Origin of the sequence: Pseudomonas sp. CG7 (assembly GCF_023701885.1) — a bacterium.
In the GTDB taxonomy this organism is placed as follows: Bacteria; Pseudomonadota; Gammaproteobacteria; order Pseudomonadales; family Pseudomonadaceae; genus Aquipseudomonas; species Aquipseudomonas zanjanensis.
In genome coordinates this window covers 203,917-227,420 of the sequence record NZ_JABAEE010000001.1, presented here as the reverse complement: position 1 = coordinate 227,420, position 23,504 = coordinate 203,917, and the positions used below count along the sequence as shown (strand labels likewise).

The following is a 23,504-nucleotide window of genomic DNA, read 5'->3' as shown; positions in this document are numbered from 1 at the left end:
ACCCACGAGATGGGCTTCGCCCGCACCGTGGCCAACCGCGTGATCTTCATGGACAAGGGTGAAATCGTCGAACAGGCCGCGCCGAACGACTTCTTCGACAACCCGCAGAACGACCGCACCAAGCTGTTCCTGAGCCAGATCCTGCATTGAGGAGGTATTGGACAGTGACCAGATGAGCAGTCACGGCAAAGGTAAATCTGGTATTTGCCAGAGCCTTGTGCGGCTATCAGGACGCTTGCAGGGAAGATTGACAAACTAGAGTTGATGTATTGGCGCCTAAGACTATTTATGCGAGATAAAACCACTGCGCTTGGAACACTCCCTTGGCCTCTTGAGATGCTTTGAAAATAAATCCAGAATTAAGTCTTTTCCTGCTTCAACAAGAAAAGAAATCCCTTGTATTTCAATGAGTCGGACACCAGAGACGAGTCTCGTTTCCCGCTCCAATTATTTTTCTATACGCTTCCATTGAAGTATGTGGAAACCCAAAAAAGAGGCTTCGGCCTCTTTTTTCGTTCCAGTAAAGTCCATTCTGATACATCGTCCGTACAGGTATTTTGGCAGTCGTGCGTCATAAGCTTTTCGCCTTGGGACACATCCAGCATCCCCCGGGGCCCGACGAAACGCAGGTCACAAGGGAGGCCGCTTTTACGAAACCAACTACCTTGCCTGGTTCGCTTACTGGCCAGACGTAAATGAAGCAATAAATGTTCTGACGGCTGAAGATAGTCTGTCAGATCACTTTCACAGCTCGGCCAATGGACTGCACCGGTCCTGTGGGTTTCCCCGTCGGCGAGCCATTGGCACTTTCCAGCGTCAGTTCGAACAGTTGATGGGGTTCCAACGGCGGTAGCTTATCGAGCGGGACCGACAGCGTTTGCCCAGGCTGGACCAGGCCCAGGGATACCGGCGCCTGCCAGTCGTCCGCTTTCGTCCAGAATTGCAGCGCCTTATCGCTGGGGACGTGCGCCACCGCTAGCGGTATCAGCTGGATTTCCCTGGAATCGGTCGCCTGGATGACCCAGCCTGGCGCCTGGTTTTGCGGCGCCACCAGCACCACCAGGTAACTGGTTGGATTCACCGCAGCCGTGCGTGTCAGCAGCAGCGTTCCGAGCAGCAAGGTCGCAACGATGCCGGCCCCGGCGAGCCCACGCCATAATGGCAGAAAATTCCACCACGACTTCGGCCGCGCGGCAGCCGGTGCTCGCTGGTCATGATTGTTCAGGCTGTTCTGTATGCGCCTCCAGACACGCGGCTCAGGTGTTTGCGGTTCTGCCTGCTCGGTCAAGGCAACCAGGCGCTGCTCCCAGGCATCGACGGCGTTGCGCAAGGCGGGTTCGTGCGCCAGGCGCTGTCGAACCGGCTCGCGCTGTTCGGCCGGCAATGTTCCCAAGACATACTCGCTCGCCAGTTCTTCGATGTTTTCGGGGGTATCACCCTCGGCACTCGTCGTCATCCCATGCACTCTCGCAATGCCACCAGGCTACGTTTGATCCACGCCTTGACGGTTCCCAACGGTGCGCCCACTTTTTGCGATATTTCGGAATGTGAATAACCGTCCACGTACGCATGAAGTATGCAGTTGCGCCGGGCCGGCTCCAGTTGTTCAAGGCAGGTATAAATACGACCTGAACGGGCTTGGTAGTCGAAGGTGTCGCTGTCCGGCCCTCCGACGGATGCCAACGCGTCCAAGGCTATTTCGCTGTGCGCGTCGATCTGGATTTCCTTGGCGTTATCGCGCACGACATTGAGGGCCAGATGCCGGGTGATGCTGAATATCCAGCCACGGGCCGAGCCTCGGTTCGGATCGAAACTGGCGGCGCGGGTCCATATTTTGATGAAGACGTCATGGACGATGTCTTCCGCCAATGCGTTATGGCGCACGATTCGCTGGGCAACGCCCATCACGCGTGCGCTTTCTTGGTCGTACAAGGCGCGCAGCGCTTGCTGGTCGCCTTGGGCGCATGCCGCAAGGCACGCTTCATAGTCAAAGTAGAGCTCGGGCAAGGACAGGTTTCCAGCCATTGGCAGCGACGTGACCCCAAGCCCGGAGGCCGGGGGGGGTCAGGGGAGTAGAGTAGCCGACTTTGCCCTGTCCACTGGCCGTCGATCGTGATCTATTGGGCAGCCCAGAATATATAGTCAGCCTGATACTTCACCACCTCGCGCTTGCCTTTGTTGGCGCTGGAGCATTCGGTCATCGGCGCTACGCCACCTTTGACGGCCAGCCGTTGGATGTAACTGACCCCGCTCATCGCGCCTTCGCCTTCGGCGGGGTTGGCCTTGACCAGCTGCAAAGGGAGGTCTTTGGGGCTGACCGATGCTACCGCCAATTGGGTGCCGGTGATTTTGGAACCGTCGTTGGCTTGCCAGGTTGCGGGTGGTCCGAAATAACTGCCGATTGCCTTGCCGCTTCGATCGTTCAGTAGCGCTTTAGGGCCGATAAAAAACCATTCCGTCTGCCCTGCGGTATTGGCCTTGTCACGGCATTCATAGGTGATTTCGCCGACTCCCGCGGTTTCGAGCGCGACCTTATGCCCGGCCGGAACCTTGATGTTTTCGGGCAAGCCCGCTTGCGCATAAGCCGCAGGCATCGCGACCAACAGGCAACTGGTCGTCAGGGCGGTACTGACAATGCAGAACAATCGTTTAGCGTTCATACAAGCTTCTCCAGAGGATTTGATCAGGGCAGCGGCTTCAATGGCTGCTTCATGTACTACCCTCTGGAAAGCGGATTGGATGCACCTGACGAAAAAAATATTGATGGCCGCTTCAGTGGGGCGCGCAAGGCAGGCCGTCGGTCATGTCGGGCATGCCTGTTCAGGTTTTTGCCTGGCGGTCGATACCTTGGTAAATGGGCGATCAGTGCGTGACTGCCGATGCCGCCGTCAGGAGTCTCGCCACTAGGACGATTCACCCTCGTTTTCAATGGAATTGGCATGTTCAGAAATATCCCGCTTTTTGCACTGCTGTTACTGTTCGCGTGCCCTGCCGGCTGGGCGAGGGTGGCCAAGCTTGACGTCGAGATGTACGAGGGCACGGGCAAGCGGTTGCCCGACGTGGTGATCACCCTGCAAGGTCCGATCGGTGCACCTTCGGCGCCTCTCGCCGCCAATATGGATCAGCGCAACCAGCAATTTGCGCCCCATGTGCTGGCGGTGCACACCGGCACCCCGATCAAATTCCCCAACAGCGACAACATCCGCCACCAGGTCTACTCGTTTTCGCCGGCGAAGCGCTTTGAGTTGCGCTTGTACGAGGGCACCCCCTCCGAGCCGGTGCTGTTCGATAAGCCCGGCGTGGTGGTATTGGGCTGCAACATCCATGACCGGATGCTCGGCTACGTCTTTGTCACCGACGATCCGCGTTTTGCCGTCAGCGATGCCCAAGGCAATGTAGTGCTGAACGATTTGCCAGTCGGCGAATACCGCGTGACGCTTTGGCATCCCCAGTTCAAGGGGATGCAAACGATCGATGCCGGTTCTGTGAAACTTCCTGCAACCGGCCTCAAGCAGAACTACACCCTGACGCTGGAGCCTTTACCTGAGCAGCCCGCAACCGCTCCGGCTTCGAGTGCCTTCGGCGATACATTCAAGCGAGCGGCTCGTGAAACTGCGCAATAGTTTCCAGGCGCAAGTCGCAGCGGTGATGATCCTATTGTCGCTGGGGGTGATCGCCGTATTGTATTTCAGCGTCAATGCGGCGACCCGCTCTGCAGTGCGTAGCCAGTCCGAGGCGCAGTTGGAAGTCGGTACGCGCGTCTTCGAAAGGCTGCTGGAGGCCCAGGGCCGACGCTTGGCCGATGGCGTGCAATTATTGGCGGCCGACTTCGGTTTTCGCGAAGCGGTGGCCAGCCGGGACGCTGCAACCATCCATTCGGTGCTGCTCAATCATGGCAAGCGCATCAATGCCAGCGACATGATTCTGCTGAGCATGGACGGCAAGGTGCTCGCCAGTACCCTCGACAACATGCCGGAAGGTTCATTGTTCCAGTACGATGGCGCGCTGCGTCTGGCACAACGTGCGCGTCAGGCCATGGTAATCGTACCGTTGCAGGGTAAACCGCATCTGTTGGTGGAAACGCCCGTGCTCGCGCCTCTGCCCGTCGCCAGGGTGGTGATGGGTTTCAGCATGGACAAGGCCTTTGCCAGTGAGTTGCGCTCACTCACCAACCTTGAGGTTTCGTTTCTTGCCGTTGATCAACAACGGCCTGGTGAGCTTGTCAGCACGCAACCAGACGTTCTGCGCGGGCCTGTTTCCAGCCTGATGCTCAACTCGTCCAACCGCAACAGCGCGATACTGACAGAGCACCTGGATCGCAATTTCCTCAGTCAGTTTCTGCTGCTGGCTGACGGGTCGAACGAATACGATGGACAAGTAATAGCACTCTTGCAGAGTCCGCTGGACGTGGCCATGCAAGCCTTTGCTCCGCTGGACGAAAAAATCCTGGCGATTACCCTGGTCGCACTGATCGCCTCGTTGGTCGGCGCTTTGCTATTGGCACGAGGCGTGTCGCGTCCGGTCAAGTCACTGGCCCTGGCGGCGGAGCGCATCGGTCAAGGCGATTACCAGACCCCCGTGGTATTGGAGCGGGAGGATGAACTCGGGGTGTTGGCCAAAGCCGTCAATTCGATGCAAAGCGGTATCGCTGAGCGGGAGCAGCAGCTGGCCCACAACGCCCTCCATGACCCCGTCACTGGCTTGCCCAACCGCGCATTGGCCATGGAGCGCCTGGGCAGTGCAATTGCCGCCAACCGGCCGATGGCCTTGATATGCATGGGCATCCATAACCTGCGGGCCATCAACGAAACGGGCGACCCCGAGACGGTTGACCGGTTGCTCCGTCAGACCGGCCAGCAAACCCAACCCCTGTTGCACCCTGGCGACACCGTGGCGCATCTGATCGCCGAGGAATTCCTGGTTCTGCTCGATGGGATGGACAGCGATGCGGCGGTCGCCTTGGCGGACAGGTTGCAGCAAGTATTGCTCAAGCCCCAGCACATCAACGGTCACGACCTGGCCCTGGACTGCAGGCTTGGAATAGCGGCCTTTCCGGCGGATGGGCAAAACGCGCAGACCCTGCTGGAACGCGCCTCCATTGCCATGAAAGACGCGGCGCAGATGCCGGGTCATCTACAGATTTATCAGCACGGGCGTGATTTGGCTCACCGCCGCCAGATCGCCCTGATTCGTGACCTGCGCCACGCGGCGAACAACGGTGAGCTGCTCCTGCATTACCAGCCCAAGATGGACATTCTGAAGAGTCATGTCCACCAGGCTGAAGGCCTGTTGCGCTGGCAACATCCGCAACTGGGCCCGATCTCTCCAGCCGAATTCATTCCGCTGGCGGAACGGACCGGAAGCATTCAGGCGCTGACCCACTGGGTGATCAATGAGGGGATGCGTCAGCTCTCGGAGTGGAACGGGCGGGGCTTATGCTTGCAGCTGTCATTGAACATCTCCGCCGAGGACCTGATCAGCGACGACCTGCCTGTTCGCGTCGTGGCATTGCTGCGCACGCATCGGCTGCCAGCCGAGCAGCTGGTTTTTGAAGTCACCGAAAGCGCTGTCATGCGCGAGCCCGAGCGGGCCGTGAAGAACCTCCATCTGTTGCGCGATTGCGGCATCAGTCTGTCGGTGGATGACTTCGGCACCGGCTATTCGTCCTTGGCGCACCTCAAGCGACTGCCGGTGCAAGAGTTGAAAATCGACCAGTCGTTCGTCCGGGACCTGCATGACACCAGCGAAGACGCAGTAATCGTTCGCTCGACCATCGAAATGAGTCATAACCTGGGGCTCAAGGTCGTTGCCGAAGGCGTTGAATATGAACACAGTCTGAGGTTACTCGAGCGTTGGCATTGCGATACCGCGCAGGGCTATCTCATCAGCCGACCGCTGACCGCCGCGGCGTTCGAGGCCTGGGTGGCGTTGCCTTTGAATCTCCATTCATCGCTGGTTCATTGAGCATCATGACTTTACGTCTGTGGCTATCGATCGCCTGTTGCACAGGCCTCGCCCTTCAGGCCGTTGCTGCCGACGGCGGGCGTTTGATCGCGACCGGTGGCGCCAGCAGCCTGGAGGGTGCCGCCGGCGGCGGAATCACGCCGTGGGCAGTGCTGGCCGGGTACGGCGAAAAAAACCAATGGGGGGCGACTGCGTTCGCGACCTCGGTCAATCTGCCGGATTATCGGCTGGATGTCGCCGGGCTGGCCGTGGCATACGACAACCGGGTCGAGCTGTCTTTCGCCCGGCAGCGTTTCGACCTGGGTTCGCTGGTGAACAAGCTGAACCTGCCCGACGATAACCTCGGTCTAGACATCTTTGCCATGATGGTGCGTTTGTTCGGTGACGTAATCTACGACGATTTGCCGCAGGTCTCCCTTGGTCTGGCGTACAAACACCAGAACAACTTCCTGATCCCGAGCCTGGGCGGCGCCAGGCGGGACAGCGACACCGAAGGCTATCTCGCTGCCAGCCGGTTGTTCATTGGCGGGGCGTTTGGCTACAACCTGCTGCTCAATGGCAGCCTGCGCTACAGCCGCGCCAATGAACTGGGGGTGCTCGGGTTCGGCGGTGACCGTCGCGATACCCATAGCGTGCTGAAGGAGGGCTCCCTGGCGGTGCTGCTCAATCCGCGCTGGGCATTGGGCGTCGAGTATCGGCAGAAACCGGACAACCTGTCCTTTGCCGGGGAAAGTGACTGGGCTGATCTGTTCGTCGGTTACTTTCCCAATAAACATCTGTCGGTGGTGCTGGCCTACGCGCGGCTGGGCGAAATCGCGACGCTCGACCGCCAGAACGGCATATATCTTTCGGTCCAGGGGAGTTTTTGATGCGCATTGCCCTTCTGGTGCTGATCGGGCTGTTGAGCGCCTGCGCACAATCCTTGCCCAAGGACGACTCGCTCTATCAAGATCTCGGCGCACAGGCGGGGATCACCCGGATCGTCGAGGGCATGCTGCTGAACATCGCGCGTGATGAACGTATCGTAGAGCGCTTTCGCAAGATTGATATCGAGCGGCTGCGCGACAAATTGATCGAGCAATTTTGCGTAGAAACCGGCGGCCCCTGCACCTACACCGGTGACAGCATGGCCGAGAGTCACAAGGGGCAGAACATCAGCCGCAGTGATTTTAATGCCTTGGTTGAAGACCTGATCGCTGCAATGGATGAACAGCGTGTTCCGGTGCCAGTGCAAAATCGGCTGATCGCACGGCTGGCATTGATGCGCGGCGAGATTATTGAGAAGTGATTGGCCACGCCACCTGTCGAAAAGCCATTGCCACGCCGGCTCTGAGGACTTCCATTTTTAAATAACAAGACAGAGACGCTCCCCATAGCTTCCCAGCACTGCAATCACCGCTCCGCTGTATCGCATTATGATGGCGCCACTTGCTCGACACCGTCGCGCTGACTCGGAAAGACACGCGTGCAACCCAGTCGATAGTCGATGCGCAGCGTCAAAAACTACCGGCTGAACGCGCATGATCACGCCGATGAGACCCAGGTTCAACGCTTGCGCCAGGCGGTAAAGCGTCATGTATTAGATTGGTATATATCCTCTTACTGCCTGATGGACATCTTTGACGACTAATAGCGCAGCGCGTTCTTGCAACTTGTACAGTTCACTTTTTCAGTACAGGCCAAGATTCAACCCTGTTTTTCCCCAATCGCTTGGCCGCGTAAAGCGCCGAGTCAGCCGCTTTCAAAAGAGAGCCTTGATCGTCCCCGCCGGTTTCTGTGGAAGCGACCCCAAACGAAGCCGTCACCTTGAATGTCTGACCGTGCTCCGTGAGGCTCGTCTCTCCCAAGGACGCACGTATGGCTTCGGCTCGTGACGCCGCGATTTCGGCTGAACATTCCGGCAGGATCACAATCAGCTCCTCGCCGCCAAAGCGACAGGCAATATCGGATGACCTGAGCGATTGCACGATCAACGCGGAGACCGCACGCAGCACGGCGTCGCCGGCTGCATGTCCGTAAGAGTCATTCAACTGCTTGAAGTTATCGAGGTCCAGCATGATGACGCTCAGGCAAGAGCCGTTGCGCTCGGAGCGCGCGAGTTCGCGCTTGAGCGTCTCATCCATGAAGCGCCGGTTGTACAGCCCCGTCAGCGGATCCTTGATGGACTGGGTTTCCAGTACCTGGCGCATCCTGCCATTCGCCAACGCTAACGCGGTTTGTTCGGCCACGGCTTCAGCGACGTGCAGACCCTCCTCGGACAAGTCCCGCAGGCCGACTTGACGGATATGCAACAGCCCCAGAATCTCGCCATACGCCATTAACGGCAGACAACAATCGGTTACTTGCTCGGTGTCCGACGCGGCTGGGTAATGGGGGCAGCAAAAATCGTGGCGATGCTCGGTCAGATGCCATCGCCCTCGTCTGATCGCCCAGCAATCCTTGGGGTTGAGTATAACATCCGCGCCTTTCTCCTGAGCCTGTCCCCACGACGCAGCGTGTTGCAGGACATCAGCCGAGTTGCGATAGAGAAAAAACTCCCCTTCACTGGCCGGTATCAATCGCTGGCAATAAGTACTGGCTAGCTGGAGTGTTTCCATCTGGGACAACTCTGTCTGCAGCAGCCTCGCCATGTCTGCGAGGAGGCCGATCTCCCCGTTACGGCGTTTCAAGCGCTCCAGGCTATGGCTCAATTGATCGCTGGCCAGGATTGCTGTAGTGGCGGACTCCGATTGACGACGAACACTACGGCGCATGGATAAGTAGATAAAACGACCTAAACCTAGGGTAACGATAAAGCTGACAATAGAAATCGCGACGGCCCAGCGGATGTTGCTTAAGAGTTCGCGCTCTAGCGCCGCGAGTTCCTTTGTTTCGTCTGCAATGAGGTCTGCGCTGAGGGTGCGCACGGTGTCCATCAGATCTTTGCCACCACCCGCGGCGATCTCCGCTTTTGCTGCATCGTTCCCGTGAAGGCTTACCAGCTTCACCACCTGATCCAGGTGCGCCATTTTCAGTTCAGCGTGGCGGATGAATTCGTCAACGCGCCCGATCTCTTCGGCTGGATCGCCTTGATAAGATACGCGCAGGCTCTTGAGGGCCGAAGGCAGTTGGGATACGGCGATATAGTAAGGTTGTAAAAAGCCACCCTTTTCGGTCAAGGCATAACCACGCTCACCGGTCTCAGCATCAACTAACAAGCTCTGAACATTGCGGATGCGATCTATCTGGGCCTCAACAACGCTTCGCTCCAGGCGCGTTTCATTTGTCCAAAATAATGTGGTGGGGCCCACGGCCGCAGTGACGGCCATGACAAGCGTCGCGGCACCCGTGGCGAAAAGGAGGCTTGCTTTACGATTAGGCATTGACGATTACGCTCTTGGATATCCAACGATGTTGGCCTAATGAGGGAACGGCATCAAGAGAGAGGTAGTGGTCAAAAAAAGGCGGCCTCGCTCCGTCGGGATGGCCAGCCTGACAAACATTTTTGCGCCCATTCGGCGCTAGCGGTGTGGTGCTGGTGAAACTGATACGGTGCTGACAGCCCCTTCGTGCTCTGTGTAATCTTGGCTTGGATGCGGTGCCTGTCGCACAAGATATGTACAGACATGCCAGGGATGTGAGCTCGGCAGATAGCTGCTCATTACAATCCGTCTCTTAACGTCCAGGATATTAAAACGAATAAATGATTGAAAAATGAGGTGTTACCAAGTTATGCCTTCACCGGCTCAGTCTCGCTGATTGAGGTATTTTCAGCTCCTCCAGGCTCGTAAAACCGCGCTTGTGATTTGCCAGCACGCTTAGCCCCGTACAGTGCTTCATCTGCCTTACCCAACATGTCGGCAAAATCACCCTCGGTCCACAGTGCGCCCCCAATGCTACAGCCCACCCTGATCACCTCGCCTGCAAGCGGGACCGGTTCTGCGAGCTTTGCAATGATGCGTTGAGCAGCGCTCTGTACGTTTGCCAATGATTCGCCGGCCCTCAACCGTAGCAGCAAGACGAACTCGTCACCGCCGTGGCGTACCGCAATGTCACCGTCGCGCACGGTTGCTGAAAGACGTAGGCCAACTGCATGAAGCAGGGCATCACCAACGGCATGTCCAAAACGATCGTTCACTGGCTTGAAGCCATCCAGATCCAGGCATAACACGCCAAAAGCAGGCCGCTGACCGAGCTCATTTTCTATATTCTTGACGTAGTTCTCCAACGCAGCGCGGTTGGGCAAACCTGTCACCGTATCGCGATAGGCTACCCCCTTGATGAGAGCCAATTGGCCCTTCTTTTGCGTCAGGCTTTCAACTAGGTGCCGAATGACCATGCTCAGCTTTTCTACTTCAATACTGCCCTTCACCAGCGGAATGTCTGCATCGGCCCCTTCGGAGAGAAGCGTAGCAGCCTCAGCTATTCGATTTAGTGGTCCAGTAATGACACCGGCTACGAACCATCCAAGCACAGCAAAGGCGATGGACAACATGCCTCCCCAAAGAAGTATTTCGGCGCGGAGGCCATTTGCCTCAGCAAAAGCGACTTCTGCCGGCTGACGTGTCACAACGGTCCAGCCCAAACCAGAGTAGCCATCAAGTCCTTTGCTTTCAGCAGCTCCTACCACATAGGTTTTTCCATCCTGCCATTGGCTGACTGACCAGCGGATTTCACTGTTGTGGTGAATGCCCGACTCACTAGGTTTACCGATCAGATGTTTGGGGCCGAGTAGGACTATGCCGTCTTTGCTGATGACTAGAAACTCCAAACCGGGAAGGCTGTTCTTCAGAGGTTCGAACATGGTTCGACCTATTTCTGCGGCCCACTGCCAAGATAGGTGGGTGGCCAGTACGCCGATAAAGTTTCCGGCTTTATCCTGTACTGGCATGCTGATGTCGACGAACTTCATTGCTTCTCCCGAAGGGTTCGGCAAAAGCTTTGCGAGCATTACCGCTTCGTGTACGTCGCCGACAAACGTTTTGTCCTGCCCCTCCATGAACACTGGCCGATGCGCAATGCTGACACCTTCAAGCAAACGGCCGGTGGAAGCAACGACAGTGCCTTGGGCGTCGGTGAGCCCGATCCATGAATAGCTCGGAAACTGGGTATTAAGGTGGTTGAGCAGCCTTCTTGCTTCACCTATGTTCGCAGGGTCGCGCAGTGCCTCCAGTGCGCTCAGGACGCCGAGTTCCTTGGAGCGGCTGTGCATGTCACGATCGAGCCGGTCGATCATCGAGGCGGCATACTCAACGAGCTGATGCCCTGTCTGTTCTTTATGCCTGGAAATCGCGGATGCACCAATGACACTGCCGAAGATGCAAGTGAGTACCAGCACGGCGAGGGCGACAATAATCGCAATTTTCGCCCGCAGGCTTTGAAAGGGAAGGAGCTGCATGATAGGTCGATCCAGTAGATCAAACGCCTACGATCCCTGGCATCTTTGAATGAATTATCGGCCAGCATCGCCCTTGCTTTAGCTAAAGAGCTGAATTTTGTCTCCAAGCTTCAGCTTGAAGATCTCTTTTCCGCCTGGCTGATCACGGATACTAAGCTCGTCGACGCTTACGTACTGATCGATTGACTGGGCTGGTGGAGGGCCTCCCGTCCAAGCCTGGAAGGTTGCTCCTCCTTCCATTGGTTGATGCTAACCCGCACGGTGACCAGCTTGAATGAGCAAACAGGTGACCGCGCTCGCGATGAGGGCAGACAGAGCGCTGAGCGGGTCGATACGCCGTACCGTCCAACCCTGCAGGGCAGTGAGGGGAGAGGACAGGGCATGCTGGAAACCCACCGCTATCGTCTCACCAGTGACCTGTTGTTCACCCTCGATTTGCTCGCGCAGATGCCAGACCTCAAGTTGTTGGCTGACTTGTCCCATTACGTCGTGGGCCGCGAATTGCCTGAGTCGGCCGCGGCCGAAGACGACGAACAGATTCACACCATCCTACGACACAGTTGGGGTTTTCATGGGCGGGTCGCTAATAGCGAGCAGGTCCAGGTGCCCTTGACCTTCGCCCAGCATCGTCCCTGGTTGGACCGGTTTCTGGGCTGGTGGCGCTACGGAATCAAGGATTGGCAGGCGCGACCGAACACACCCGCGATCCTCTCCTTCACCTGCGAGCTTGGCCCGCCACCCTATGCGATCACGAGGCATGATGGGCGCGATATAACGGATCGCTGGGGCGAGGCGCTGATGCTGAAGGAACTGATGCGTGGTGTTTGGGATGAGTGTCAGGCGGGGCGCTGATCTGAGGCTGTGCCGAGCATTCTTGCACAGCCCCTTTGATCAGCCGCTCGATCAGGTGGGTATTAACCTCATCAGCCAGCGGGTGTCCCTCGAGCCAACCCGGCAGGCAGTTGAGAAAACGCGTGATGACATGCCCGACCGCTGCAGCTGTTTCTTGTGCACTTAAGGTATCGCTGAATACCGCGCGCAGAAACGCGTGTTCATAGCTGACGCGTTTGAGGGTGATGCGTTGCTTCTGAGCGGTGTCGAGGTAGGCAAAACCCTGTAATGCCAGTCGAAAATGCAGGGGCCGCTCACGGTGCAGCTGTAAGTGGGCGGCAATCAGGTCCAACAGTGGGTGGGCGCCAGCCGTTCGTTGCCGCACGGGCTGAACCAGCATGAGGAGTTCTTCGTAGAACTCTTCGATCAGATCGAACAACAGGGCTTGTTTGCTGGGGAAATGGTTGTACAGCGAGCCAGGGGCGATACCCACGTGGCGAGCCAGTTCGCGCATGCTGACCTGTCCGAATCCCTTGCTGACGAAAAGCTCCAGGGCCCGTTCCCGGATCGTGTCATACCCACCGCGAGTTTCAGCTATAGACATGAAAGCCACGTCCTGATTTTTTGCCTAGCAATCCTGCAGCGACCATCTCTTTGAGCAGCGGGGCGGGCCTGTATTTCGGATCGCCAAAACCTATTTGCAGGTTGTCCAGAATTCCCAGCACGGTATCCAGGCCAATTAGGTCAGCCAATGCGAGCGGTCCGATCGGTTGGTTGCAGCCCAGGCGCATGCTGGCGTCGATTGCCTGGGCATCGCCGTTTTCCTGAAGGACGAAGATCGCTTCATTGATCATCGGAATGAGGATTCGGTTGACGATGAAGCCCGGGCGATTCTGGGTGTGGAATGCGGTCTTGCCCAACTGTTCGACCAGTGCCCCGGCGGTGGAGCAGGTCGCGTCGCTGGTTTGTAAGCCACGGATCAGCTCCACCAGGCCCATGATCGGCACAGGGTTGAAGAAGTGAATCCCCATGAAGCGTTCCGGGTGCTCGATGCTCGCCGCCAATTCCGTAATCGATAGCGATGAAGTGTTGCTGGCGATCAGGCAATCCAGGCGAGCATGGGTGTCAACTTGCTGCAAGATCTTGCGCTTGAGTATCAAGTCCTCCGTGGCCGCTTCGATCACTACGTCCATTTCATCCAAGTCGGTGTAATGGGTCGAGGTATGGATACGTTGCAGGGGCTCGATGGCTTGCGCGGGGAGGAGTGTCCCTTTTTCAACTTGCCGGTCCAGGTTTTTTTGCACGATTTGCAGGCCCCGGCCGAGCGCCTGTTCATTGATATCGATGAGCAATAACGTATGGCCGGCTGCCGCGCAGGTTTGGGCAATTCCACTGCCCATCGTGCCGGCGCCAATCACTGCAATGTGCTGCAGGGTCATGTTGAGCACCTAAGGTTCGGGGGAAAGTGTGTGTCGACTAGTCACGCTTCATGCCGATCATCACGAATAGCGCGCGGGCGATTTGATCGCTCTTGTTACGCCAGGCATGTCGGGTTCCACGCTGGATGACAATCTCTCCGGGCCGGATCAGCTTTTGTTCGCCATTGTCCAGTTCCAGCCAGAGTTCACCCTGGAGCAGGATGCCGTAGTCAATGGTCGGGGTCGTGTGCATGCCCGGGTGGTCCGGTTCAAAGCATTCGAACAAACCGGGCAGGGCACCGCCCAGCTCCTCGACCATCTGTCCGGCATCCGTCGGATTCTGCATCACCGTGTCCGGCGGGAAGTCATAGATCGCCAGACTGGTTTCGCCCGGCCCGGGCACGAGCGGAGGGTACCCCAGGGTGGGGTCCTGTTGCGTGCCGTTCGTTGAACCGGTTGACCACAGATGCGCCATGGCATGGCCGGGAATGGTCGCAAAGGAGCAAGCGCGTGGGGCAGCGTCATCGCTGATGAATACGGATTGGCCTGTGGTATCCAGACCGGTGACGACTCTTCGGATTTTGATGGCATTCCCCTGGGTTCGGTGGGCGGGCATCACGGTGCCCGCCGTTGTGTTGAACGGGTTTCGTTAATGTCAGGGGCAGATCACGTAGTTGCTGAAGCCTCCCTGGCGATTTTCGATACCGGTAATCGCGTCGTTCACCTTTTCAAGGCTGAAGGCCGTGTTTTCGAAGAACGAAAGATCCAGCGTTCCAGACTCCACCATGTCCGCCATGGCTTGTCCTTGACCTGTGGTGAACCAGGCCGAGCCACTGATCTGGATGTCGTTGTCCATGATCCAGTGCAGATCGATTGGGACCTCACCTGCGATAGCACCGATGTTGACCAGATGACCGCCGCGGTGAATGGATTTGAGGGCTTGGGTCAGGGTCTCGTGGGGTGCGCCTGGGCCCAGGGCATCGATCACCACATCGACACCTTCACCGCGTGTAACTTCATTGACCCACTCATTGGTTGGCAGCGTACCCAGGGTGTGGATTTCAATCCGGCCTGGCGTGGCGAGATCTTTCACCTGTTGGAATAGCTCCTGGTTGCGGGCCGTGCCTAGGATCTTGCGAACGCCCATCGCCAGCGCCAGGGCGACGGCACCCAGGCCGAGCGTGCCGCTGATGCCATTGATCAGCAGGGTGGTGCCAGGCCCGACATTGGCCTTGAGCATTGCCTTGTAGGCGGTACCCAGGTAGCCCAGTCGCGCGGCAGTCTCGAAGCTGAGGTTATCGGGCAGTTTCACCAGGCTGTATTGCGGAGCAGGGATGTACTCGCAAAGACCACCGTATGGATAGTCTTCGAACATGCGCTGGCTTTTTGGCGTGAAACCGAAATAGCCATTGAAGGTATAGGCAGTGCAAGCGATGGTATTGCCCGCACGACAGGCTCGGCAGGAACCACAATGGCGGCCCGGATTGACGTAGACCCGGTCACCAACCTTGAAGTCGTAGACCTGTTCGCCTACTGCCTCGATGACTCCCGTTGGGTCAAGGCCGAAGGTCGCCGGCAGTTTCGGCAGAGGATTTTGGGGGAACCATTTAACCCAGTTGGTCAGGATGTTATGGAGGTTGGGGACGATTCCGCAGGCCTTGATCTTGACGAGCACTTCAGTTGGACGAATGCCCGGTACGGGCAACTGCTCGATGACCATGGGTTTGCCGCCTTCATACAGGCGTGCGGCGCGCATCGTTTTTGCAGTCATGATGTTCTCCGATACTCATATTATTTTTGTCGTAGTACGTAATCCGTGGAGCGACGCTTCAAAACCCTGGCATCAACGTAACCCGTCTTCGCCCTTCACTTCGGCAGCACTCAGGCCGCCCAGCCGCGCATGAATCCTGCCGCCGGTGGCCATGGCCAGGCCAAAAGCGATTTCGCCACGGCGAGGACCATCCCACACGGTCATTTCCGCCACACCGAAATGACTGCGGACATAAGCTGCCTGGATATGCCCCAGCGGAATCATCACCCGGCAACCAAGGCCACCGATAGTCTTGCCCGCTGGAACGATTGCCTTGGGATTGCCCAATGCTTCACGCATCGCCCAGCCGCCGGCTTCGTGCCAGACCGCACCGTGCTCCAGTTCGCCGGCTTCACCAACAATTGCACCCTTGCCATAAGCCTGAACCTGCGAAGCACCGCCCAACGCCTGGATCAACTGCTCCGACAGTTGTGCGCCTAACCCCCTGAGCTCCTGCATGAAGGGCAGCAGATCATCTTCATACCTGCCGGCGTAGGGATTGGCGACCACGGCGGTGGCTACCGCAATGCGCAACGGAGCTGACGCACGCGGGCCTCCCTCGTGAAAGATTTCTTCAACGTCCAGTTTGATCTTACGAACCATCACCAGCGACATGCTTGCCTCCAGAACCAAGAGCCTTATCGGACTCATTATTTTTTTCGCGACCTTTTGCATTATGCATTTAATGATGTATGGTGCAAGAAATTAGTTTTTGTGCATAAAAATAGGAGAGGAATATGAAGCTGATTTCGTACCGCAAAGAAGGGAAGGCCCATTTTGGCGCCGTGTCAGGTGACGGGGTGATCGAGCTGACCCGTCGTTTTGCGCAGGTTCCGGACCTCGCCTCCTTTCTGGCCAATCGATTGCTGGTACAGGAGGCACACAAGATCGTCGAGACCGCCCAGGCCGATTATTCGTTTTCCAGCATTCAACTGGAGGCCGTCATCCCTAATCCCGGCAAGGTGATCTGCGTGGGCATCAACTATGTGGCTCACGCCGAAGAGGCCGGCAGGAAGGTCGGGGAGTTTCCGGTGATATTCCAGCGATTTGCCGAAACGCTATTGCCCCACGGCGAACCTCTGGTCAGGCCAAAAGTGTCGGAGCAGTTCGACTTCGAAGCGGAACTGGCCGTCGTCATTGGAAAGGGTGGCGCGCACATCGATCCGGCCGATGCCATGGACCATGTGGCGGGCTATACCTGTTTCAACGATGCCAGCGTGCGGGATTGGCAGTTCCATACGCACCAGTACGGCATGGGTAAGACATTCAGAAAAACTGGCGCACTGGGCCCCTGGATCATTCCAGCGTCGGAAATTTCCGATTACCGTAAGCTGGTGGTGCGGGGGGTTCTCAACGGCGAACAACTGCAGGAAGGCAGCCTTTCGGAGTTGGCTTTCGACATTCCTCATTTGATTTCCTACGTGTCCAAGGCACTGCCGTGGAACCCGGGCGACATCTTGGCAACCGGTACCCCGAGCGGGATTGGCTTCAAGCGTAAACCGCCGATTTTCCTGAAACCCGGCGATGTCTTCGAAGTGGTCATCACTGAAATCGGGACCCTTTCGAACGGCGTTATTGACGAAGCCTGAGCGTTGTCCTCTACACAATCATAAAAACTGGAGGTTCCACATGCCCGCATTACCTACCATCAATTTCACCCATTCCGGCGTGTTCTGCTCAGACCTGGATCGGATGGTCGATTTCTACTGCCGCATCCTGGGTTTCATCGTCAGCGACAAAGGCGTGGCCTCGACCGGGCATCGTCTGTTCTTCATGACACAGAATCCCGAACTGCACCATCAGGTCGTGCTCTTTGACGGCAAGCCCGTTGATTTGCCCTTCAACCCGATCAATCAATTGTCGTTCCTGCTCAATTCGTTAGATGACCTGAAGGCGTACTATCAATTCGCTAAAAAAAGCGGCATTGAGGGCATCGCCCAAGTGGACCACGGGAATGCCTGGTCGATTTATTTCAAGGACCCTGAAGGCAACCCCGTCGAGATGTATGTCGATACACCGTTCTATACCGCTCAGCCGTGCAAGGAACCTCTGGATCTCGAGCTACCGACCGAGGTCATTCTGGCCCAGACCGAGGCAATGTGCAGGCGCCGTCCAGAGTTCCAGACGCGCGCGCAATGGATGGACTCCATTCGCACAAAGATTGAGGAGCAGCGGGTCCGAATCGCCTGATCGTTCTGTTCGGTAAAGACGATATCTGGTTGATGAACAGGCGTCGTGATTGCATCAACCAGCATTCGCAATCGACAACTACAAGAAGCGGAGTAGACGATGGACTACGATGTCATCATTGTTGGAATGGGACCGGTGGGTGCCTTGTGTGCCAATCTGGCCGGTCTGTGGGGGCTCAATGCCCTGGTGGTGGACAAGTCCGAAACGGTCTATGCCAACCCTCGGGCCATGGGCTTTGACCATGAAGTGATGCGCGTCTTCGGCAATATCGGCCTGGCTGAGAACATTGCCGAACATGTCATGCCTTACCGCCCTTCGGAATACCGCACGACCGGTTCACAGTTGATCAAGCGCATTGACGCTGCCCAGCCGCCTTTTCCACTGGGTTGGGCGCCGAACTATGTGTTTTCCCAGCCGCCGGTGGAGCGCGCACTTCGTGAAAAAATCACCAGTTTTAATTCGGTAACCGTTGAGCTTGGCGCTGAGGTGTTGTCGGTCAACTCTGCTGAGTCCCAGGCGAATGTCCGTATCCAGGCGAAGGATGGGACCGAGCGCACGGTCACTGCCGCCCATGTGCTGGCGTGTGATGGTGGCACCAGCCCGATCCGCACCGGACTGGGGTTGAAGATGGACGACCTCGCATTCGACGAGCCGTGGCTGGTGGTCGATGTGATCCTCAACGAAGGGGCGGGGGAGGATCTGCCGAAGACCAACGTACAGTTCTGCGAATTGGCCAGGCCGTGCACTTTTGTGGTCGGCCCCGGGCGACATCGTCGCTGGGAATTCATGATCAATCCGGACGAGCAACCTTCGGAAATCTCACAGCCTGAAACGATCAAGAAGCTGATTGCCCGTTGGCTGCCGGAGCAGGACTATCAGTTATGGCGGGCTTCGGCATACCGATTCCATGCATTGATCCTCGAGCAGTGGAAAGCCGACCGGGTGTTCTTCCTTGGAGACGCGGCCCATATGACGCCGCCATTCCTGGCACAAGGCATGTGCCAGGGGATTCGCGATGCCTTGAATCTGGTCTGGAAAATCGCTCTGGTGAAAGAGGGACTGGCCGCTCCGGATTTTCTGGAGACGTATCAGACCGAGCGGATCCCTCATGTGCGCCAGACTACCCTGGCGGCCAAGGAGTTCGGTGGTGTGATCTGCGAGCGCGACAGTGAAAGGGCCGCGAAGCGGGACGCACGGCTGATCGAACATATGAAGGAGAACCCGGGCGGGACCATCCGGCAATCGCTGATCCCCGGTCTGTCCCAAGGGTTTATCGCGCAGGTGTCTCCAGCCGGAGAGCTGTTTCCCCAGCCAATGGTGATCAACCATGCCGGCAAGCAGGCCTTGCTCGATGAATTTACCGGTCAGGCGTTTCGCGTGGTCGTTGCCCCCGGTTTCGATGCCAGTGCATTGTTGAGGTGCCTGCGTAGCAGCCAGTCGCTTAAAGGCTTGCCTATCCACGTCGTACGGTTGGTTAACCCTGAGCAATCAGGGGCTCGTGCTGTCGATGAGTACCAGGAAGTCGATGGGTTGCTAGCGCAATGGCTGGAACAGCGAGGCTGTAATGTGGTGATCGTGCGGCCCGATCACTACGTGTATGGCGGGGCGGTCACGGTGGCCTGGGCGATGGCATTGCTCGAGGGCATGGAGCTTGCGCTGTGGTGCAAGCCGCCGCAGAAGCCCGCGCCGGCCCAAGGCGGTGTTTGCGATAAGACGATCAGGTTCGCACAGGCTTAACGCCTGAAAGGCAACACGCCCTTCGCCTGGCACTGTCCACGAAAACAGTGCCAGGCGAAGGGTTTTTTTACATGAGGCTTATTGAAGCGTGGCTTGTCGGCGCTCTATGGCTTCTACGATCCGGCCCAGGGTTTCCTGGATGTGATTGCGCAGTAAGGTGACGGCTTTCTCGGAGTCGCGAGCCAGCGCCGCTTCCATCAACTTCTGATGCTCGTTGCCCTTGTGCCGCTGGGTAATGCGCTGCTGGGCGGAAAAGCGTCGGTAGCGTTCGGCCCGATCAAACAGCGAGTCGATCATCTTCAACAGCAGGGGCGATGGACACGCCGCAAACAAGGCGAAGTGAAAGGCCTTGTGTCGGGTCGACCATTCATCATCGAGTACCAGCACACCGCTGCCGAGTTTTTTCTCGACCAGATTCAGGCGATGAAATGCCCCGAGCACATCGGCTTCCCAGGCGTCGTCGCCCTGTTGGATGGCATCGGCCAACGCCTCGCATTCCAACAGGCAGCGCATGCGCGTGATGTCGCGAAAATCAGTGCCGGAAATCGGGGCAACTCTGAAGCCTTTGTTATCGCTGGCCTCAACCACACCGTCCTGGGTCAGTCGATTGAGGGCGTCACGAATCGGCGAGCTGCTGAGTCCGTAGGTCTTGGACAACTCTGCGACCTTGAGCTTTTCACCGGGGGCCAGCTCACAACAGACGATCGCTTTTTTCATCTTCGTCAACGCGACATCGATCAGCGGAACGCTGGGAGAGTGAATCATGGTCGGAGTCGTCCTTAAATTTGCACTAAACGCATTTTATGCGCAAAACAAAGTTTAGTGCAAAGACTGATTAAGCGCCTGCTGTCGATGGGGTTTTCTGCCAGGTCTTTCGGGCCACTGCCTGCTGTCCCTCCTTCTCTCAACCCTCAACGCGCGGTGCCCGCCTGAATCCGCTTGACTTTGATTTTGCGCAGGGATAGTTTTTGTGCACAAAGTGATACTGAGTGCAATAAAAGCATTTTTACGCATTGTGGCGACGCCAGCGGTATTCGCGGCCAATGCTGCGAGTGGATGACCTTTTACAAAAACAAAAAAACAGGAACATCTTCATGAAAACAGCCAACCAGCGGTTCTGCCCGTTGCCGGTCTCCAGCCTTGCTTGCGCAGTCAGCGCAACGGTACTGCTGGGCCTTTCAACCCAGGCGCAAGCGTTCCAGATCGATACCGGTAATCCCGACCTTTCGGCGACCTGGGACAACACCATCAAGTACAGCAACGCCTGGCGCGTGAACAAACTCGATCACAAGGTGGCGGTGGGCCCTGGGACCTCCAACAGCAATCCCAACCTGGACGACGGCGATCGAAATTTCGATCGCGGTCTGATTTCCAATCGTCTGGACATCCTTTCCGAATTCGACATCAAGTACAAAGACGTCGGTGCACGCCTCAGTGCGGCGTCCTGGTACGACAACGTCTACAGTCAGGACAATGACAACGATTCGCCGGGCACCGCCAACTCGGTGAGTGTCGACCACGATGAATTCACCAGCGACACCCGCCGTATCCATGGCCAACGGACTGAAATCCTCGACGCGTTTGTCTATGGTTCGACGGAAATCGGCACGACCTCGTTGTCCGGGCGGCTCGGGCAGTTCACCCAGATTTACGGTGAAAGCCTGTTCTTCGGCGCCAACGGCATTGCCAACGCCCAGTCCACCGTGGACCTGGTGAAGCTTCAATCAGTCCCCGGTTCCCAATTCAAAGAAATCCTGATGCCCACCAAGCAGGTGTCTGGCAACTGGCAACTGAACGACACCGTGAGCGTGGGGGCTTACTACCAATTTGAATGGAACAAGACCCGTCTGCCCGCCGCAGGTAGCTACTTCAGCGGTGCGGACTTTGTGGGTGAAGGCGGGGAGCGGGTGTTCTTCCCCACGGGTGAGTTGCGTCATGGCAAAGACAAGGAGGCGAGGGACTCCGGGCAGTTCGGCGCACAATTGAAATTCGCGGTGGAGGACTGGGAGTTCGGGCTCTACGCCGCGAAGTATCACGAAAAAACACCGGTGTTCTACTTCCGCCCGGCCGCGCTGGTGCCGGGGGCCGACGACTCGTTTATCAACGTCTATCCCGAGGACGTGAAGGTCTTTGGTGCCAGCTTCAGTACGCTGGTGGGCGAGGCCAATATTGCCGGTGAAACATCGATCAGGCTCGATACGCCCCTGGCGGGTGTCGGCGGCACCATCGTCACTGGCATGGACGCCGACAACGATTCCAACCCCGCGTATCCCATTGGTCGGTCGTGGCATGCCCAGGTATCGATGATCAATGTCTACGGCGGATCCGCGTTGTGGGACGGCGCTTCCCTGGTGGGTGAACTGGCGTTCAACCGACGGCTGAGCGTGACCAAGAACGCCGATCAACTGGACCCCAACACCACGCGCGATGCGTTCGCCATGCGCTTCACGTTTGAACCGCAATACTTCCAGGTTTTTCCTGGCATCGACGTCCAAGCGCCGATCACCCTTGGCTATAACCCGTCCGGGCGTTCTTCCGTCACGCCCCAGGCATTTGGCCCGGAACATGGCGGCGACCTGACCCTGGGTCTCAAGGCCGATTACAAGAAGCAGTGGTACGCCTCGCTGAGCTACACCAACTTCTTTGGTGAGGCCGGGCCCGTCATCAATTCAGCCAATTCGTTCACCTATCAGCAAAACATGAAAGACCGGGATTTCGTGGCGTTTTCGATCCAGCGAACCTTTTAAGCAAAGAACAGGCGGGCCCTGATAATGATAAAAATTAAACTGCTGTTGCTGTCCACTCTGTCGATCTCCCTCTCTGTCGGTACCGCGCTGGCAGCGGTCAGTCCTGACGAGGCGGCGAAGCTCAAGACCACGCTGACGCCCATGGGCGCCGAAAAAGCTGGCAACGCCGATGGCTCGATCCCGGCCTGGACCGGCGGCTTGACCAAGGATGTCGCCGGGGCCAAGTTCGGCGATGTGCCTGCCGATCCGTTTCCCGGCGAAAAACCGCTGTTGCAGATCACCGCCAAGAACGCTGCGCAGTACGCCGACAAGTTGAGTGAAGGAACCAAAGCCCTGTTGGCCAAATTCCCCGCCACCTTCCACCTTGATGTCTACCCGACTCACCGCAGCGCTGCGGCGCCGGACAGCGTCTATCAAAACACCTTCGCCAATGCCACCAATTGCAAGACCACCAGCAATGGTCTGTCAGTAGAAGGGTGCTACGGCGGGATCCCGTTCCCGATTCCGAAAAACGGCAACGAGGTGATCTGGAATTTCCTCCTGCGGGTCGAAGCCGAATCGATACAGATGGGCTACGCCAATGTCATCGGTAACGCCGACGGGACGCGGACGTTGGCCAGTCGTGGCGTGGAAAACTGGCAATACCCGTATTACTACAAAGACGGTGCTGCGGATAAATGGTCCGGGCAGTATGCGCTGCTGCGGTTCCTGACCAGCGAGCCACCGTTCAAGGCCGGGGAATCGCTGGTAACCCATGACAGTATCAATGCCCAGCAACCCCGGGAGGCCTGGCAGTACCTGGTCGGCCAACGTCGCGTGCGGCGTGCGCCAACCGTGGGCTATGACACGCCGGACTTCGTCGCTTCAGGCGCCAACTATTTCGATGAGGTGCACGGCTTCATTGGCCATCCGGATCGCTACGACTGGAAACTGGTGGGCAAGAAAGAACTGTTCATCCCCTACAACGACAACAAATTCCATGCTGAAAAACGCGACGATGCCTTTACCGCCAACCACCTGAATGCGAACAAAGTGCGCTGGGAACTCCACCGTGTCTGGGAGCTTGAGGCCACGGTTGCGCCGGGCAAACGCCACGCCGTGCCCAAGCGTCGATTCTTCATCGATGAAGACAGCTGGACCATCTCACTGGTGGATGGCTACGACGCCGAGGGCAAATTGTGGCGTGTTTCCCAGGTGTTGCCATTCGTGGTGCCGTCCATCCCGGCGGTGGTGGTCAAGCCTGTGGTGATCTACAACCTGCAGGCCAAGACCTACAGCGTCGTCCAGGGCCTGAATGGGGAAACCTACAGCGTGATACCGCGCAAACCCGAAAACTTCTTCACCGGAACGTCGGTGGCATCCGGGTCGGTTCGCTAAGCCTCGCGACAATCGGCTAAAACGTTGGCTCTCTGTAGGTGGTGCACGCCCAT

20 protein-coding genes and 2 pseudogenes are annotated in these 23,504 nt (G+C 57.5%); 11 read left to right on the top strand and 11 right to left on the bottom strand.

From position 1 onward, the window contains the following. Positions 1 to 150, top strand: a pseudogene (glnQ, locus tag HGO40_RS01015) (glutamine ABC transporter ATP-binding protein GlnQ); the annotation flags it as partial. A gap of 583 nt (positions 151 to 733) precedes the next feature. Here glnQ and HGO40_RS01010 read toward each other — a convergent pair. The 3 genes from HGO40_RS01010 to HGO40_RS01000 form a co-directional block, all read right to left on the bottom strand. Further along, a complete protein-coding gene (locus HGO40_RS01010) occupies positions 734 to 1,456 on the bottom strand; it encodes an anti-sigma factor (RefSeq protein ID WP_250961507.1) in 723 nt (240 codons plus the stop codon). Continuing rightward, positions 1,453 to 2,007 carry a sigma-70 family RNA polymerase sigma factor gene (locus HGO40_RS01005; protein ID WP_250961506.1) on the bottom strand — a complete coding sequence of 185 codons (555 nt, stop codon included), beginning with the start codon at positions 2,005 to 2,007 and terminating at the stop codon, positions 1,453 to 1,455. The genes HGO40_RS01010 and HGO40_RS01005 overlap by 4 nt, the downstream gene beginning before the upstream one ends. Before the next feature lie 110 nt (positions 2,008 to 2,117). Continuing rightward, positions 2,118 to 2,660, bottom strand: coding sequence for a DUF3455 domain-containing protein (locus tag HGO40_RS01000; RefSeq protein ID WP_250961505.1), 543 nt, complete (start codon positions 2,658 to 2,660; stop codon positions 2,118 to 2,120). Positions 2,661 to 2,939: 279 nt separating this feature from the next. Here HGO40_RS01000 and HGO40_RS00995 point away from each other — a divergent pair, with 279 nt between their 5' ends. The 4 genes from HGO40_RS00995 to HGO40_RS00980 are packed head-to-tail and all read left to right on the top strand — an operon-like array spanning position 2,940 to position 7,252. After that, positions 2,940 to 3,623: a methylamine utilization protein gene (locus HGO40_RS00995; RefSeq protein WP_502943175.1), complete on the top strand. Its 684-nt coding sequence runs from the start codon at positions 2,940 to 2,942 to the stop codon at positions 3,621 to 3,623. Then, positions 3,607 to 5,964: a putative bifunctional diguanylate cyclase/phosphodiesterase gene (locus tag HGO40_RS00990; protein ID WP_250961504.1), complete on the top strand. Its 2,358-nt coding sequence runs from the start codon at positions 3,607 to 3,609 to the stop codon at positions 5,962 to 5,964. Before HGO40_RS00995 ends, HGO40_RS00990 begins: the two co-directional genes overlap by 17 nt. Positions 5,965 to 5,969: 5 nt before the next feature. Continuing rightward, positions 5,970 to 6,833 carry a DUF3034 family protein gene (locus HGO40_RS00985; protein WP_250961503.1) on the top strand — a complete coding sequence of 288 codons (864 nt, stop codon included), beginning with the start codon at positions 5,970 to 5,972 and terminating at the stop codon, positions 6,831 to 6,833. Next, a complete protein-coding gene (locus tag HGO40_RS00980) occupies positions 6,833 to 7,252 on the top strand; it encodes a group I truncated hemoglobin (protein ID WP_502943174.1) in 420 nt (139 codons plus the stop codon). Before HGO40_RS00985 ends, HGO40_RS00980 begins: the two co-directional genes overlap by 1 nt. 373 nt (positions 7,253 to 7,625) lie before the next feature. Here the strand turns inward: HGO40_RS00980 and HGO40_RS00975 are convergent, their stop codons facing one another. Together HGO40_RS00975 and HGO40_RS00970 are read right to left on the bottom strand one after the other, a co-directional pair. Next, positions 7,626 to 9,326, bottom strand: coding sequence for a sensor domain-containing diguanylate cyclase (locus tag HGO40_RS00975; RefSeq protein WP_250961501.1), 1,701 nt, complete (start codon positions 9,324 to 9,326; stop codon positions 7,626 to 7,628). A gap of 347 nt (positions 9,327 to 9,673) precedes the next feature. Continuing rightward, positions 9,674 to 11,341, bottom strand: coding sequence for a sensor domain-containing diguanylate cyclase (locus HGO40_RS00970; RefSeq protein ID WP_250961500.1), 1,668 nt, complete (start codon positions 11,339 to 11,341; stop codon positions 9,674 to 9,676). Between the two features lie 381 nt (positions 11,342 to 11,722). On the opposite strand from HGO40_RS00970, the pseudogene HGO40_RS00965 reads away from it, so the two are divergent. Next, a pseudogene (locus HGO40_RS00965) lies at positions 11,723 to 12,193 on the top strand (sugar phosphate isomerase/epimerase); the annotation flags it as partial. On the opposite strand, the gene HGO40_RS00960 reads toward HGO40_RS00965, so the two are convergent. The 5 genes from HGO40_RS00960 to HGO40_RS00940 all read right to left on the bottom strand — a co-directional run bounded on the left by HGO40_RS00960 (position 12,090) and on the right by HGO40_RS00940 (position 16,015). Then, entirely contained in the window at positions 12,090 to 12,776 is a 687-nt protein-coding gene (locus tag HGO40_RS00960) for a TetR/AcrR family transcriptional regulator (protein WP_082343550.1), read from the bottom strand. The pseudogene HGO40_RS00965 and the gene HGO40_RS00960 overlap by 104 nt on opposite strands. Continuing rightward, the gene (locus tag HGO40_RS00955) at positions 12,763 to 13,611 is read right to left on the bottom strand and encodes a 3-hydroxyacyl-CoA dehydrogenase NAD-binding domain-containing protein (protein ID WP_250961499.1); all 849 of its coding nucleotides are present in this window, start codon (positions 13,609 to 13,611) and stop codon (positions 12,763 to 12,765) included. The genes HGO40_RS00960 and HGO40_RS00955 overlap by 14 nt, the downstream gene beginning before the upstream one ends. 37 nt (positions 13,612 to 13,648) lie before the next feature. Next, positions 13,649 to 14,206, bottom strand: a complete 558-nt coding sequence (locus HGO40_RS00950; protein WP_250961516.1) for a cupin domain-containing protein — start codon at positions 14,204 to 14,206, stop codon at positions 13,649 to 13,651. Positions 14,207 to 14,245: 39 nt separating this feature from the next. Beyond that, positions 14,246 to 15,361 carry an alcohol dehydrogenase catalytic domain-containing protein gene (locus HGO40_RS00945; protein ID WP_250961498.1) on the bottom strand — a complete coding sequence of 372 codons (1,116 nt, stop codon included), beginning with the start codon at positions 15,359 to 15,361 and terminating at the stop codon, positions 14,246 to 14,248. A 72-nt stretch (positions 15,362 to 15,433) separates the two neighbouring features. Beyond that, on the bottom strand, positions 15,434 to 16,015 hold the full coding sequence (locus tag HGO40_RS00940) for an amino acid synthesis family protein (protein WP_250961497.1): 582 nt from the start codon (positions 16,013 to 16,015) through the stop codon (positions 15,434 to 15,436). Between the two features lie 122 nt (positions 16,016 to 16,137). Between HGO40_RS00940 and HGO40_RS00935 the strand changes: the two genes are divergently transcribed. The 3 genes from HGO40_RS00935 to HGO40_RS00925 all read left to right on the top strand — a co-directional run bounded on the left by HGO40_RS00935 (position 16,138) and on the right by HGO40_RS00925 (position 19,327). Then, on the top strand, positions 16,138 to 16,989 hold the full coding sequence (locus HGO40_RS00935; protein ID WP_041020395.1) for a fumarylacetoacetate hydrolase family protein: 852 nt from the start codon (positions 16,138 to 16,140) through the stop codon (positions 16,987 to 16,989). Between the two features lie 40 nt (positions 16,990 to 17,029). Continuing rightward, on the top strand, positions 17,030 to 17,590 hold the full coding sequence (locus tag HGO40_RS00930; RefSeq protein WP_041020396.1) for a VOC family protein: 561 nt from the start codon (positions 17,030 to 17,032) through the stop codon (positions 17,588 to 17,590). A gap of 99 nt (positions 17,591 to 17,689) precedes the next feature. Further along, positions 17,690 to 19,327 (top strand): bifunctional 3-(3-hydroxy-phenyl)propionate/3-hydroxycinnamic acid hydroxylase, encoded by a 1,638-nt coding sequence (locus HGO40_RS00925; protein WP_163854298.1) that lies wholly within the window; start codon positions 17,690 to 17,692, stop codon positions 19,325 to 19,327. A 78-nt stretch (positions 19,328 to 19,405) separates the two neighbouring features. On the opposite strand, the gene HGO40_RS00920 is transcribed toward HGO40_RS00925, so the two are convergent. Beyond that, positions 19,406 to 20,092 (bottom strand): GntR family transcriptional regulator, encoded by a 687-nt coding sequence (locus HGO40_RS00920; protein ID WP_250961496.1) that lies wholly within the window; start codon positions 20,090 to 20,092, stop codon positions 19,406 to 19,408. 329 nt (positions 20,093 to 20,421) lie between these two features. Here HGO40_RS00920 and HGO40_RS00915 point away from each other — a divergent pair, with 329 nt between their 5' ends. Next, positions 20,422 to 22,074 carry a DUF1302 domain-containing protein gene (locus HGO40_RS00915; RefSeq protein WP_041020399.1) on the top strand — a complete coding sequence of 551 codons (1,653 nt, stop codon included), beginning with the start codon at positions 20,422 to 20,424 and terminating at the stop codon, positions 22,072 to 22,074. Positions 22,075 to 22,098: 24 nt separating this feature from the next. Continuing rightward, positions 22,099 to 23,451: a DUF1329 domain-containing protein gene (locus HGO40_RS00910; protein WP_250961495.1), complete on the top strand. Its 1,353-nt coding sequence runs from the start codon at positions 22,099 to 22,101 to the stop codon at positions 23,449 to 23,451. The last annotated feature ends 53 nt before the right edge of the window (positions 23,452 to 23,504 follow it).

Bases quoted from the DNA above. Each gene is read 5' to 3' on its own strand.
- HGO40_RS00995 (WP_502943175.1), top strand. From the start codon at position 2,940: ATGTTCAGAAATATCCCGCTTTTTGCACTGCTGTTACTGTTCGCGTGC.
- HGO40_RS00980 (WP_502943174.1), top strand. From the start codon at position 6,833: ATGCGCATTGCCCTTCTGGTGCTGATCGGGCTGTTGAGCGCCTGCGCA.
- HGO40_RS00945 (WP_250961498.1), bottom strand. From the start codon at position 15,361: ATGACTGCAAAAACGATGCGCGCCGCACGCCTGTATGAAGGCGGCAAA.
- HGO40_RS00960 (WP_082343550.1), bottom strand. From the start codon at position 12,776: ATGTCTATAGCTGAAACTCGCGGTGGGTATGACACGATCCGGGAACGG.
- HGO40_RS00925 (WP_163854298.1), top strand. From the start codon at position 17,690: ATGGACTACGATGTCATCATTGTTGGAATGGGACCGGTGGGTGCCTTG.
- HGO40_RS00975 (WP_250961501.1), bottom strand. From the start codon at position 9,326: ATGCCTAATCGTAAAGCAAGCCTCCTTTTCGCCACGGGTGCCGCGACG.
- HGO40_RS00920 (WP_250961496.1), bottom strand. From the start codon at position 20,092: ATGATTCACTCTCCCAGCGTTCCGCTGATCGATGTCGCGTTGACGAAG.
- HGO40_RS01010 (WP_250961507.1), bottom strand. From the start codon at position 1,456: ATGACGACGAGTGCCGAGGGTGATACCCCCGAAAACATCGAAGAACTG.
- HGO40_RS01000 (WP_250961505.1), bottom strand. From the start codon at position 2,660: ATGAACGCTAAACGATTGTTCTGCATTGTCAGTACCGCCCTGACGACC.
- HGO40_RS00915 (WP_041020399.1), top strand. From the start codon at position 20,422: ATGAAAACAGCCAACCAGCGGTTCTGCCCGTTGCCGGTCTCCAGCCTT.
- HGO40_RS00935 (WP_041020395.1), top strand. From the start codon at position 16,138: ATGAAGCTGATTTCGTACCGCAAAGAAGGGAAGGCCCATTTTGGCGCC.
- HGO40_RS00985 (WP_250961503.1), top strand. From the start codon at position 5,970: ATGACTTTACGTCTGTGGCTATCGATCGCCTGTTGCACAGGCCTCGCC.
- HGO40_RS00940 (WP_250961497.1), bottom strand. From the start codon at position 16,015: ATGTCGCTGGTGATGGTTCGTAAGATCAAACTGGACGTTGAAGAAATC.
- HGO40_RS00970 (WP_250961500.1), bottom strand. From the start codon at position 11,341: ATGCAGCTCCTTCCCTTTCAAAGCCTGCGGGCGAAAATTGCGATTATT.
- HGO40_RS00930 (WP_041020396.1), top strand. From the start codon at position 17,030: ATGCCCGCATTACCTACCATCAATTTCACCCATTCCGGCGTGTTCTGC.
- HGO40_RS00950 (WP_250961516.1), bottom strand. From the start codon at position 14,206: ATGCCCGCCCACCGAACCCAGGGGAATGCCATCAAAATCCGAAGAGTC.
- HGO40_RS00910 (WP_250961495.1), top strand. From the start codon at position 22,099: ATGATAAAAATTAAACTGCTGTTGCTGTCCACTCTGTCGATCTCCCTC.
- HGO40_RS00955 (WP_250961499.1), bottom strand. From the start codon at position 13,611: ATGACCCTGCAGCACATTGCAGTGATTGGCGCCGGCACGATGGGCAGT.